At 56.3% G+C, this 12,262-nt stretch carries 11 protein-coding genes and 1 tRNA gene; 4 read left to right on the top strand and 8 right to left on the bottom strand.

Annotation, left to right across the window (positions count from 1 at the left end; genetic code table 11):
• Window positions 1-46: 46 nt before the first annotated feature.
• Genes CVT63_06080 through CVT63_06070 form a run of 3 tightly spaced genes read right to left on the bottom strand, consistent with a single transcriptional unit; the run spans window position 47 to window position 3,066 of the window.
• On the bottom strand, window positions 47-1,252 hold the full coding sequence (locus CVT63_06080; GenBank protein PKQ27812.1) for an acetyl-CoA acetyltransferase: 1,206 nt from the start codon (window positions 1,250-1,252) through the stop codon (window positions 47-49).
• Window positions 1,253-2,713, bottom strand: a complete 1,461-nt coding sequence (locus CVT63_06075) for a 3-hydroxy-3-methylglutaryl CoA synthase (GenBank protein ID PKQ27811.1) — start codon at window positions 2,711-2,713, stop codon at window positions 1,253-1,255.
• Window positions 2,714-2,736: 23 nt separating this feature from the next.
• Window positions 2,737-3,066 (bottom strand): hypothetical protein, encoded by a 330-nt coding sequence (locus CVT63_06070; GenBank protein PKQ27810.1) that lies wholly within the window; start codon window positions 3,064-3,066, stop codon window positions 2,737-2,739.
• A 139-nt stretch (window positions 3,067-3,205) separates the two neighbouring features.
• On the opposite strand from CVT63_06070, the gene CVT63_06065 reads away from it, so the two are divergent.
• The 3 genes from CVT63_06065 to CVT63_06055 all read left to right on the top strand — a co-directional run bounded on the left by CVT63_06065 (window position 3,206) and on the right by CVT63_06055 (window position 6,936).
• Window positions 3,206-4,282, top strand: a complete 1,077-nt coding sequence (locus CVT63_06065; GenBank protein PKQ27809.1) for a hypothetical protein — start codon at window positions 3,206-3,208, stop codon at window positions 4,280-4,282.
• A 79-nt stretch (window positions 4,283-4,361) separates the two neighbouring features.
• The gene (locus CVT63_06060; protein ID PKQ27808.1) at window positions 4,362-5,522 is read left to right on the top strand and encodes a hypothetical protein; all 1,161 of its coding nucleotides are present in this window, start codon (window positions 4,362-4,364) and stop codon (window positions 5,520-5,522) included.
• Window positions 5,523-5,532: 10 nt separating this feature from the next.
• The gene (locus tag CVT63_06055; protein PKQ27807.1) at window positions 5,533-6,936 is read left to right on the top strand and encodes a hypothetical protein; all 1,404 of its coding nucleotides are present in this window, start codon (window positions 5,533-5,535) and stop codon (window positions 6,934-6,936) included.
• A gap of 174 nt (window positions 6,937-7,110) precedes the next feature.
• Here CVT63_06055 and CVT63_06050 read toward each other — a convergent pair whose 3' ends face one another.
• Entirely contained in the window at window positions 7,111-8,370 is a 1,260-nt protein-coding gene (locus CVT63_06050) for a hypothetical protein (protein PKQ27806.1), read from the bottom strand.
• A 173-nt stretch (window positions 8,371-8,543) separates the two neighbouring features.
• A complete protein-coding gene (locus CVT63_06045; protein PKQ27805.1) occupies window positions 8,544-8,786 on the bottom strand; it encodes a hypothetical protein in 243 nt (80 codons plus the stop codon).
• Between CVT63_06045 and CVT63_06040 the strand changes: the two genes are divergently transcribed.
• A complete protein-coding gene (locus CVT63_06040; protein ID PKQ27804.1) occupies window positions 8,780-9,958 on the top strand; it encodes a hypothetical protein in 1,179 nt (392 codons plus the stop codon). The two genes, CVT63_06045 and CVT63_06040, sit on opposite strands and share 7 nt — an antisense overlap.
• Before the next feature lie 23 nt (window positions 9,959-9,981).
• Here CVT63_06040 and CVT63_06035 read toward each other — a convergent pair.
• The 3 genes from CVT63_06035 to CVT63_06025 all read right to left on the bottom strand — a co-directional run.
• Window positions 9,982-10,057: transfer RNA gene (locus CVT63_06035), tRNA-Met, on the bottom strand.
• A gap of 17 nt (window positions 10,058-10,074) precedes the next feature.
• Window positions 10,075-11,505 carry a hypothetical protein gene (locus CVT63_06030; GenBank protein ID PKQ27803.1) on the bottom strand — a complete coding sequence of 477 codons (1,431 nt, stop codon included), beginning with the start codon at window positions 11,503-11,505 and terminating at the stop codon, window positions 10,075-10,077.
• A 61-nt stretch (window positions 11,506-11,566) separates the two neighbouring features.
• A partial coding sequence (locus tag CVT63_06025; GenBank protein ID PKQ27802.1) for a hypothetical protein occupies window positions 11,567-12,262 on the bottom strand: 696 nt, incomplete at its 5' end.

The following is a 12,262-nucleotide window of genomic DNA, read 5'->3' as shown; positions in this document are numbered from 1 at the left end:
CCGTCTACCGCTAAAGCGGTAGACGTTGCCTGACCCCCCTTGTATGTTAATCTTTTCCTACAATCGCGATGCTGCAGACGTTCTGATTTGGCGCGCCGCCAAGGTTGTGAGTGAGACCGAACTTCGGATTCTTCACCGAGCGCTCCTCGGGCCAGCGGCCAAGAAGCTGGTTGTACATCTCAAAAAGCATTCTCAGGCCGGACGCGCCAATTGGGTGCCCGAAGCACTTCAGGCCCCCATCGGGCTGGCACGGAATCTGCCCGGACAGATCATAAAACCCCGCGAGGATGTCGTCCGCCGCGGTCCCGGGAGCTGACATCTGGAGATCCTCCATCGTCGCGAACTCGGTTATCGAAAAGCAGTCGTGCACCTCCATCATGCTGATCTCTTCGCGCGGGTTAATGATACCCGCCTCCTTGTAAGCCCTGACCGCGGCGGTCCGCGTCGTCAACATGCCGGCGCCGTCCCAGTCGGTGAAAAGCGCCTCCTCGCCGGAGGACACGGATACCTGCAGCGCTTTCACCTTTACAAGGTCGTCGTTCGGCTTGATCTTCCTGGCGATTTCCGGCGTGGTCACAATCGCGCACGCCGAGCCGTCGCTCACGCCACAACAATCAAAGAGGCCCAGCGGATACGCGATCATCGGCGCGCCTGAGATTTGCTCTATCGGGATAGATTTGCGAAGGTGCGCGCGCGGGTTGCCGGCGCCGTTCTGATGGCTTTTCCAGGAAATGTGCGCCATCGCTTCCTTGACCTTATCCATAGGCACGTTGTACCTGGCGGAGTACGCGGTCGCGAGTTGCGCGAACATGCCAGGCGCTGTCGCGTTTGGCCCTATCATCGCCTGTATCTGCCCGAAAGCCGGAGCGTCGGGAAGCCCGCCGTAACCCGTGTCCTTGAGCTTCTCGACACCGAGCGCCAGCGCGATATCGTACGCGCCGCTCGCCACGCCGTAGCAGGCGCCGCGGAACGCCTCTGTTCCAGACGCGCAAAAGTTCTCCGTGCGAGTGACCGGCACCAGGGGCAACTTCAGTGCGGCGCCCAGAAAATTGCCGCCCTTGCCGATATTTATCTCGTCAAAGTGACTGCCGAGCCATGCCGCCTGGATTTCTTTTTTCTCGATTCCAGCGTCCTTTAGGCACTCGGTAAAAGCCTCTACCGCCAGATCCTCGGAGTCCGACTCCCATCGCTCGCCAAACCTGGCGCAACCCATCCCGAGAATTACTACTTTATCCCTGATTCCTTCCGCCATTTACTCCGCCCCCTCTGCGACCGGTACTGCCTTCCAGAAATAGTTTGTGATGTCATGCTCGTCGTCGCGGTGCTTGACGCGGAAGCTGAACTCTACGGAACCGCCAACGGCCAGGTCATCAATGCCGCAATCCGTGAAGTCAAACATGTAGCGGCCTCCACCGTTGAAATCGACCGCTCCGTACATCGCCGGCGGGTTGATCGTCGCAGCCAGCATGTCAGAGGTGAAGCTGAAGATCTTTCCGCCCTTATCCGACATGACATGTGGCAGAGAATCATCCACCGCTCCACAGTTCGGGTTCACACAGATCTTCTGTGGCGGGAACTGGGGTGTGCCGCAAGCTTTGCACCTCGAGCCGGTGAGGCTCAGCATCGCTCTGTGGTCGCGCCACATGAGCGACCAGCGGGTCCACTTCTGCTCCTCGCTCCGGAGGCCAAGCTCCACCGGCGCCATCCCCCGCCAGACCAGATACTTCTGATAATTGTCCAAATCCGCGCGCCTCGCCAGGCAACCGGAAACGCCGCGCCTGGGAGCGAGTTTTCGGATAGCGTCTGTAACCTCGAAGAAAAGGGCGTCACAGCCGTTCCCATACGACACGAGCATAATCTTATCGCCGGGCGCCGCGTCCTCGAGCGCCCTTGCCAGCATAATCATCGGCTGAGCCGTGCCCGCATCGCCGATAACGGCCTGCATGTTGTCCTGCACCCTGTCCGGCTCGAGGCCCAACTTCTTGTTGATCGCCTTGCGCGCGCCCCCGTAGTAGCACGGGTAGATTATCTTCGCGAAGTCGCCTGGAGCCACATTGTGCTTCGCGCACAGCCCGTTGACCGCCTCGGGAATGAACTGGCCGAAGCCGATGTCGCGGATCCAGCGCTCCTCCCACTGGCGGTCGAATCTGGTCTCGGCGCCACGCACGTGATCGACGAAGTCGTGCCCCATGGAGAACGACCCCTTGTACTCGGCGATAACGTCATCGTTTCCTACCATCACCGCGCCGGCGGCGTCGGCGAACATCAACTCCTGGACGCTGCCCATCTTTCCGAGCCTGCAGTCGGCGGCCGATACCACCACGTTGTTCGCGCTGCCAGCCGCGACCGCGTCGAGCGCCGCCATGAGCCCGCTGGCGCCAGCCTTGAGCCCCCCCGCAAAGTCCACGGTTCTGATGCTCTCACCGGTGGCAAGCGCTCCCGCGACCAGGTTGGCGCACAGGCGTTCCCTGTAAGGCGCGGTCGTTGAGGCGAAGTAGACCCCGCCGATTTCCGACCTCTCAAAACCGTTGACGCAGTCGATCGCGGCGGCTGCCGCCATAGTCACCGCATCCTCATCGAAATTCGCAACCGCTTTCTCACCTTGCGCGTTCAATATGTTGGCCGGGTTGATCCAGCCCATCGACCCGAAGATGACCATCCTGTTCAACCGATAGCGTGGAACATACCCTCCGTACGAGCGTATCCCAACCATTCAATCACTCCCTTTTCTCCTGTTCAATCAAACTCGACCGTGTCTATATACGGAAACTTCTCTTTGAGAATCTCCTTGATACGCTTGCGCGCTTCCCTGTCCGTAACGTGCTTGACCTCGCTCACTGGCAGGCCGTCCTCGTTCTTGTCGGACTTCCAGGAAACCAGATAGCCCGGAACAGTCAGAAAACCCATGCCACCTGATCCGCAACAAGCGGTATCCGCGTGTGCGCCCTTGAGGGCGAACAGTATCTTCTTGTCCTCAAAGTCGAGAACGCTTTCTTGAAGAACCTTGTAGTAGCCGCCGATGCTGCGCACTTCTTCGTTGAGAGGATGATGAACATATCGCGGCAATTCGACCTCCTCCAAATGTTGCATTAAACTATAGACATGACATTATACTCGCATTTTTTTATGAAAAAATAAAAAACGTAAAAAGGGGTTTGACCCCTTTTTACGTAGTCTGAGTGAAACTCAACTGAAGGTGATCTTGATGAGATACTGCAAAGATTGCGGATTCCCGGTGCCTTACGGGAAATTCCTGGCATGGTCCCGGAACGGCACTATTATTGGCAAAGACTCCGGGCATACCCGCCTAGTCTATCTCGAGGTAGATGAGCTGCATGCTCTCTTTAGCGGTGTATCCCGATGGAGGAACGCCTCCATCGATCCGATCATTTGCAAAGCGGAAAAGGAAGTTGGCAAACGGTTCATCGAAACGCTCTTGCCAGGGTTCCTGACCAAATTGCCACGGGGGAAGATCGCCCGACCGGAGTTCGGCATCAAGGCCACCAGTAAATTTATCTTCAACTACATGGCCGGGCTTGGCATGGGCCGGGCAGAGTTGATTGAATACGCGAGCGGCAATCACGCGCGGGTTCTCATTACAAACCCTCATTCAGTGCCTCTTATCGCGGGTGACGGATTAGGAGTGTTCGAGTTCCTGGAGCGAATCGGGGTGCGGGTCGAGTGGAAACGGATCAAATCCAACGAGTACATAATCACTGTTCAAAAGGTCAGCGACGAGCCGTCCGCCGAAAAACAGTTGACGCTGGCGGAAACCCCGTTCCTTCCCGGCAGCCTGGAACTGGACAAGTGCCCCAGGTGCAGTGTGCCACTGGCCGTAACCGCCAGCATCTACCTGGACTTCGAGAAGGGAATCCTGCGGCATACTCAAACCGGCATGCGGTTCGTGGCGCTTCCCACGCAAAGCTTCCACGCCGTTCTGAAAGGGCTCGAACAAGAGTTCGGGCCGGAGCTGCCTGCTCTGATGGAAGGGCTCGAACAGAAGTATATGCGCGAGACCTCGGCGGTGCGCTACGCGATTCCCCAGGGCAGCAATCTGATAAACATCATGTCCGACTTTCCGTGGATGGGAATCGGGAACCCGATCTCGGCGTGGGTCGATGGGCGCAAGGTCCACTTTGTCGTGGAAAACCCGTTTCACTCAGGGATAGTCGCGGGTAAGATTACCGGGCTCTACGAGGCCTGGACCGGGCACATCGTGCGCACCGGCTGGACCAAGGAACTCCCCGGACGCGTAGAGGTAACGCTCGAGCACGTAACATGACTTAACTTTGACCCCCGCTCCGTCTACCACTTTAGCGGTAGACGGAAAGGTAGACCCCTCTGGAGAGGATGGATAAGCGTTGCTGTTTTTGCTGAGAGACCTGAAGCTGAGAGCTGTAAACCTGAGAAGCGACCTTTTTCACAAGGCCAGAAAAGGGTTGCCTGTCTGGGGTTTTCCCGCGCTTTTCGTATTGCTGGGCCTGATATTCCTGATCATCCAGATAGCTGTCGCGCAACGGGGGTCTCCAAAAGTCGAGCACAAGTGGCGCCCCGAGTGGAACGCGACCGTGCGCGAAGAGAGCCCTCCGGACGACGTGAAAGCGGCCGCCGCGGAAGCGCCTCCATTCTCTGTCCCGGCTATCAAGCAGATCCCCGTGCAGGGCGCGACCGCGGAGGTCGAAAAGAGCGTCGCCCTCTCACCCGGAAGCGAACTCACCAGTCCAAATGCCGTATTCGTCTTCAAGTGCTACGGAAGGGCGCACGGCGTGGGACTCTGCATGGACGGTGTTCGCTACCGTGCCCAGGCCGGCCACTCCGCCACGCAGATCATCAACGCCTACTACACAGGGGTGACCATCGCCCAGGTGGACGACAACCGCCCGATTCGAATCAAAGGCCGCGGCGGCCGCATACACACACTCTCGATGAAGGAGTACATGTACCATCTATCGGAGGAACCCGAGGATTTTCCGCCAGAAGGCTTGAAGGTGCTGTACCTCGCCGCGCGCGCGTATACGCTCTCAGTTATCGCTCGCGGCAAGCACACCGCTCAAGGGTATGACATCTGCTCGAGTGGCGACTGCTGCCAGGCGTTCGACGAAAACAAGGATGTCTCGAAATCCCCCAACAACAAAGCTGCGGTGGACGCTACATCCGGGCAGGCGCTCTTTTATAACGGAAGCCCGATAATAGCGGCCTACTGCGGCTCTTGCGGTGGCCACACCGATAACAACGAGGACGTGTGGGGCGGACAGGGCATCCCCTACCTGAGGGGAAGGCCCGACTCGTTCTGTTCCAGATCGCCCAGGTATCTTGCCGTGAAAGAGATGTCCGCAAAAGACCTGCAGGGCAAACTCGGCGTCGGAGCGCTAAAGCTCGTTGACCTCTCAGATCGCACCCCCGGAGGCAGAGTGCGCACCGTCCGTGTCGTCAGCGCGGGCGGTGCCAAAAGCGTCAGCGGCAAGGCTCTCGCGGAGATACTGGGATTCAGAAGCACGAGATACGAGTACACTTTCAGGTAGACTGGGCGCTATGAGGGTACTATTCGTTCATTCAGAAGAAGATTACTACTCGCCTGAGAAACCTCTGGAATCTCTCGAGCGGATGCAGTTCGGCATTTCGTACATCTCCGCGCTTCTCAAGAGAGAAGGGCATGAGACAAGGCTGGTTGTCCTTACCAGAAAGACCGAAGCCGTGCTCGAGGAACACGTTGCCGACTTTGACCCCGGGCTTATCTGCTTTACGTTTGTCTACACCGAATTCGCGTTCATGTCGGAGATGGCGGCGCGGGTGAAAAAAAACAACCCCGACATTTTCATGCTGGCTGGCGGCCCTCACGCGTCCGTCAAGCCGGACGAGTGCCTTGAATCAGCGTTCGACGCGGTGTGCGCGGGCGAGGGAGAGTATCCGACGCTCGAGCTTGTCACACAGCTTGAAGAAGGCCGCGCGCCGACGGGAATCGCGAACCTCCATATCAAGCACGGCGAAGAGATCGAGAGAAACGCCTCGCGACCGTTCCTTGCCGACCTGGACTCGCTGCCGTTTCCCGACCGGGAGATGTGGCTGCCGTGGACCGCCTATCCCCTGTCGCGCCCATCGATCCTGTTAGGCCGCGGCTGTCCTTTTCAATGTGCCTACTGCTGCAACCACGCGCTCGCGCGCATCGCGCCCGGCAGGTACGTCCGGCTGCGGTCTCCCGAAAGCGTGGTGAAGGAGATTCTCGAGATCAAGGCCATAAACCCCCATCTCCCTGAGGTTTACCTGGAAGTGGAAACACTGGGATGCGACCGTGAATGGGCGTGTGAACTTTGCTCGCAACTCGAGCGGATGAACTCAGACCTCGAGACGCCCCTTGTCTTCGGCGCGAACTTGAGAGTAACCCCAAATACGAACTACGACGATCTTTTCGCAGGCCTGGCGCGCGCGAGGTTCAGGTTCATCAATATCGGCCTGGAATCTGGCAGCGAGAGATTGAGGCGTGAAGTCCTGAAAAGAAACTACTCCAACCAGGACGTCATTGAGGCGGTGCGCTCGGCAAGGCGTCACGGGCTCCATGTGGGAATATATAACCTTATCGGCATCCCCGGCGAGACCAGACGGGATTTCCGGGAGACCGCTCGGGTGACCCGTGAATGCGCGCCTGACTGGTATCTGCTGAGCATCTTCTTCCCGTATCCGGGCACAGATCTGTACGACAGGTGCAAGGAACTCGGTCTGCTCGACTCCCCGCTCTGCCACAGCTTCGAGAGAAGAAGGCCCACGATGAATCTGCCTGGATTCAGCAAGCGGCAGCAAAAGAGAAGGTTCATCTGGTCCCATTTTCTGTTCTGCCACGGCAACAGGCCAGCGCGGGAAATCGTGAGACAGGTGGGCCGGGCAAAAATATATTCAACCCCCTGGTTGCTGCGCTGCTGCCGCGCTCTCAGTAAGACCTGATCGCGGCAAGCGAGCCACTATTCATTGATCAACCCCTCCTGACGCGCGGACACGTCACAAAACGCATAATGGGGTCAAACCATTTTATGCCTTTTGCAACAGATAAATGGAGGTGTGCATAAAAAGGCATAAAATGGTTTGACCCCATTATGCGTTTTCTCGATCTCCGAAATGCTACTTGATCGTGCCGTTGAGAATCAGCCAGGCGACGGTATCCGCCAACCCTTCCTTGAAGTCCGAGTACTCAAACTCGAACCCAAGATCTCTTATCTTCTTGTTGTAGATCCATATTCCCATTGTGAGATAGTTTAATTGCCCAAGATCCAGCACGCGGCTCCGGGCATACGAGGGGAAGCTGGTTTCCAGCCAGTACGCCAATTTGCCCAGCGCAACGGCGACGTTCTGCCACAGGGGCATAGGAATGCCGGGAATGAAGTGAACCTTCCTGCCAAGCAGCTTGACCACATAGTCAATCGCGTCACGGTGCGAAAGGAGATAGCCGTCCGCCAGGTTGTAATCTTCCCCGATACTCTCTGGCATTTCCGAGAGAAATACCGCCGCGCGCGCGATATCACGCGAATGCACGTTGCCACCGAACAGAAGGTGCTTGCTGGCCGCCGGATACATCGGCAGAAGACCTTCCGAAAGCTCTATCAGCATGTTAGTAACACCGTAGTCCGAGCCAGGGCCGTAAATAGGCGCGGGTCGCACAACGGTAACCGGCAAACCTTTCTCTCTGTGATATTTCCATACGATTTGTTCCTGTATCCACTTCGACCTGCAGTACTCGTTAGAGAGATACGTTCCGGTGGGAGTATCGCCGACGGTGTTTTTGGGGTTGGATCGATCCTCAGTCATAGGTTGATTCGTTAGATGCCTCTGCGGCCGCTTGAACACTCCGTTCTTCTGCCACGGTCTGACAAGAATGTTCCACAGAAATTCGACCGCGGGACGCCAGGGGTGATACTCCAGATACGCCCCGGGGAAGTTGGAATGCCCGTAAACACCACATGTCGACCAGTGAATCATCCTTTCAATGCCACCGGACATAGCGGCGTCCATGATGTTGACGACACCGTGGATGTTCACTTTTTCGAGCATATCCCAGGGCGCCGAGTAATCGTACAGGGACGCGGTGTGAAACAGGCAGCTCACGTCTCCCCTGTCGAACAGCGGTGCCAGTGTTTCTTTACGGGTCAGATCCGTCGGTACCCACTCAACCCCGTCCCTCGAGAAATCGAGGTCGAGCGCCTTGCGCAGCCCGACCGACTTGGGAGAATCATGCGCGCCTTCCAGGTCGGTGGCCCTGACTTTCCTGCCTTTTTCCAAGAGATGCTTGACCAGGTAACTGCCCGCCAACCCACAGGCGCCGGTTACAACGTCCACTTTCGTCGAACTCTCTTTCTTCTCTTTTGTCTTTCCTGTTCCTGACATCTTTGTCTCCTCTCATAGGCGTAAAGCCGTATCCGGGTTGAAACATGCCCGCCACCGCCTGTCCTTCATGCTGTTGCCGATTTTGAACATGAGGAAAGAAAGCGATGATCCGCAAGAAGTATATAACATTTGGAAATGAGTGAAAACACAAGATTGCGCGCGTCACTGACTATTTAAGGCGCCCCGTCCAGCCGGACGGCGTCTATCATCTTCCACTGATACGCAAGTGTGGTATCCATGGTTACCCTGACCATATCGACAAGGTAGGGCGTTGGTGGAAACTCCAGCGCGAGCCAGGTGATAAAGGTGTTGCCCCTGCGGGTTGCGTCACCTGATACAGGGTCGTCTTTCTTTTCTGGCATCCTCATCACTCCAACTTCAAACACGTGCGGGAAAGTAGCGCCAACCTTTGACATTCTATTTCTGCGGATCCGCGGCCCTGACCTTTTGGAATGCTCTCTCGGCTTGCTTGCTTGCCTATCTGTCAACATACAAAGAAAATTTGAGTTTCACAGAGCATATAAGAAAACGCGAAATCAACAGGAAGGAAGAGATGGAGTTGTTGCTGCGTTTTTCAAACTACGTCTGGCAATTTGTCCTGCTCCTTTTCCCGGCGGTGATGCTGCTGGCGGCTTTCAAGCTCTTTCTTTCCCGCCGAAAAAATCCGATATTGACGGGCATACTGGCGCTGAGCGCGCTGATACTGCTGGCTACGGTTATTGACGGATTGTACATCGAGCCAAACCGGCTGGAGTTGAGGAGAGTCAGAATATACTCGAGCAAGGTGAAAAAGCCTGTTCGCATCCTCCACGTCAGCGACATCCAACCGCGATCCATAAATAAGCGTGAGCGGCGACTCTTTGCTCGCATCAACAAAATCAACCCGGATATTCTTATCTATACCGGTGACCTCATGCACCCCGGACCTTTGAACAGCTTCAACTCAGAAATAAAAAAGATGTCGTCACTGATTGATGGGGTCGCGGCGCCTTACGGCATTTATTCAGTAAAAGGGAACATGGACGGTCTTATAGCCAGGAGAAACAAAATCGGAAAGATGATTTTCCTGGACAACAAGGAAAAGACAATCAACGCCAACGGAACCGCAATCAAACTGCTGGGTCTTACTCCAGAACTATCGGGCAGTCCTTTCGATGAGATATCACTTCGGCAACTTCACTCATCCATAATCAGGCTACTGGGCCTTACACCGCGATCCCTGGCCACGCGCCGCCGCGTGCTATCGTGGCACAAAAGCGCCGCGCCGGATGACTTCACTATTCTTCTCGGCCATTCGCCCGATTACATACTGGACATGTCGGACATCCCTGTTGACCTCTGCCTCGCCGGGCACATTCACGGTGGCCAGGTGAGAGTTCCTTTTATAGGGCCTCTGGCTACCGGTTGCGCGATTCCACGGTCATGGGTCAGGGGTTTTAGAAAAGTTGGCAGAACACGCTTGAACGTCTCCGCCGGAGTGGGGAGCGAGCACTTCTTTCTTCTTCCCGCGATTCGGCTCAACTGCCCACCTGAGATTACACTGATCGAACTACTCCCCTGGCGCGAAAAACGCAACACTGGGGCCTGACCCCTACTGTTGCGTTTTCTGGCTGGTGGGCCCGGCAGGATTCGAACCTGCGACCCATGGATTATGAGTCCACCGCTCTGCCAACTGAGCTACGGGCCCGTCAATCTTTTTCGAAATTATACCGTACTTGACTCCTGATACCGCGGGATCTCGAAATAGAAAGTGGCGCCACCGCCTTCCTCACTCTCAAACCAGATGCGCCCGCCCTGACTCTCAACGAGGCTCTTGCTGATCGCGAGTCCGATTCCCGCGCCCTGCTGACGATAATCGTCGGATCTCTCGCACCTGGAGAACCTGTTGAATATTTTGTCCTTGAACGAGTCAGGAATTCCTACGCCTGTATCCTGTACCGAGAACCACAACTTGTCATTAATCGTCTTCACCTCGATGACCACGCCTCCGTGATCCGTAAATTTGATCGCGTTCGAAACAACATTCTCCAGCACTCTCAACAGCGCCCGGGGATCAATCTTCGCTTCGACCTTCCGATCGGGAAGATCAGTCGTCAAGCCTATCCGCTTTTTGTCAGCCAGTGGCTCGAGCAACTGTACCGTCTTCGACACGAGCTCGATCACGTCCACATCACTGGGATTGAACGCGTAATCGCCCGACTCGATGCGCGTAATGTCGAGAAGGTTTCCCACCAGGTCAACCAGCCTGGCGCTCCCATTTTCAGCTATCTGGACAAGCATCTTCTCGTCATCGGAGAGCTTATCACTCACGTTTTTCCCCAGCATCTCTACCGCTATTTTGACTGCGTTCACCGGGTTGCGTAACTCATGTGACGCAAGCTGGATAAAATCCGACTTCATGCGGTCAGCCTTGATGAGCTCGTCGTTCAGGTGAAGAACGGATCGCTCCATCTCAAAACGCAACAATTCCCGCTTGTCACGGTTATAACTCCAGATTATGAACTGCGCGGCTACGACACACATGAGCGCGACAGCCAGCAGGCTAAGGGCTATGCCGAGACGCCGTACCCGATCAATAGAAGCGAACGCCCGCTCGACATCAACGTCGGTGCCGAGAAACGCTATCGGCTTCCCGGCATTATCAGTAACGTATGCCACGGTGCTTATCCACGTGCCCCAGCTATCGTGTATCGGTCCCTCGATCACGGTAACCGGTTTTTTCTTCCCCTCAAACACCAGAAATTCATCGCGCAAAGCCTGTTCGTAGACCTGACCGGGTGGCGAAAAATCACGGGAGGATGGATCCTCAGCGTCCACCAGAAAGACCATTTTTTTGTTCACGGGACGCATAAGATAAACAAATCTGACGCGGAGGTCTGACTGCTTTATTCTTCTGAGCTGTGCGTGGAGATACCGGTAAACATCTGAGTTGAGATCCTCTGAAGTCGCCTTTAACGCTTCGATGTCGGCGTAATCCAACGCAGCCGCCGCTGCAGCCGCCTGAACCTTTCGCTGGTCGAAATAATTTTTTTTCTGACTATCGGCGACGCGGAACGTCATGAGGATGCCACCCACGCCGGCCAGCGCGATCAGAAAAAGCGCGACAATGATTCTTTCAACAGTTGCCTTTTTCATGTCTGCTGCATATCCCCGACTTTCCAGTCACATGATAACATAATATATGATACGGGTTGCGTCACAGCCTCCCGGACAAAACCGGCTCCATAAGTGTTACGGTTTCCGCCTCCTGATCGACGCTCCAGTCCTGGTCTGATTCCGGGTTCTCAATCCTCTTGTTGTACTGTAGTCTCTCCTCCCTTGCCCGGGCAAGGGAGGAGCGCCTCGCCTCGAACACCATCTCCTCCAGGCCCATGTGCTTGACCTGGGAGGTCACGTACCCTATGCCCTGGCGCAGCCTCACGTTGTTGTAGTGGTCGACCAGGTCGTCTAGCGCGTCCTGAACCTCGTAGATGTTCTCGAACTCGCCGGCATACAGGCGCTCGCGCTTGGCGGTGGCGATCACGGCCTCGGCGTGGGCGTTGTCGTTGGGGGTATGGGGACGCGAGTGATCCTGGGTGATGCCTATCTCGTTTTTTCGGAGCAGCGTCACCTCCACGCTCTGCTCGGTCAGCGCCTCCTTGACCCTGGCCACCTCGTTGGCCAGGGCCTCCTTCTCGGGATCCGGCTTCTTTCTGCGGTTCTCCTTGAGAGCGGCGAGAGCGCCCTCAATGCCTCTTTTCTCAATCCTTGCGAGCTCCGCAGAGTGGATGCCGTGGCGACGCATCACCTCTGCCTTAGTGCCCCATTCCATAAATACTCGCAAGCGAACGCCGCTGCATCCGCGCCTGCTGCGTTCCGCTTCCTCGCCGTACTCACCGAGTACGACTCGGTC

The organism is Candidatus Anoxymicrobium japonicum (assembly GCA_002843005.1).
In the GTDB taxonomy this organism is placed as follows: Bacteria; Actinomycetota; Geothermincolia; order Fen-727; family Anoxymicrobiaceae; genus Anoxymicrobium; species Anoxymicrobium japonicum.
Note: the sequence above shows the minus strand (reverse complement) of the source record. Positions and strands in the feature narration are given on the sequence as shown.

What these genes read in the sequence shown, in the direction of transcription:
- CVT63_06065 (PKQ27809.1), top strand. Translation starts at nt 3,206, where the DNA reads ATGAGATACTGCAAAGATTGCGGATTCCCGGTGCCTTACGGGAAATTC.
- CVT63_06045 (PKQ27805.1), bottom strand. Translation starts at nt 8,786, where the DNA reads ATGTCAAAGGTTGGCGCTACTTTCCCGCACGTGTTTGAAGTTGGAGTG.
- CVT63_06075 (PKQ27811.1), bottom strand. Translation starts at nt 2,713, where the DNA reads ATGGTTGGGATACGCTCGTACGGAGGGTATGTTCCACGCTATCGGTTG.
- CVT63_06055 (PKQ27807.1), top strand. Translation starts at nt 5,533, where the DNA reads ATGAGGGTACTATTCGTTCATTCAGAAGAAGATTACTACTCGCCTGAG.
- CVT63_06050 (PKQ27806.1), bottom strand. Translation starts at nt 8,370, where the DNA reads ATGTCAGGAACAGGAAAGACAAAAGAGAAGAAAGAGAGTTCGACGAAA.
- CVT63_06080 (PKQ27812.1), bottom strand. Translation starts at nt 1,252, where the DNA reads ATGGCGGAAGGAATCAGGGATAAAGTAGTAATTCTCGGGATGGGTTGC.
- CVT63_06030 (PKQ27803.1), bottom strand. Translation starts at nt 11,505, where the DNA reads ATGAAAAAGGCAACTGTTGAAAGAATCATTGTCGCGCTTTTTCTGATC.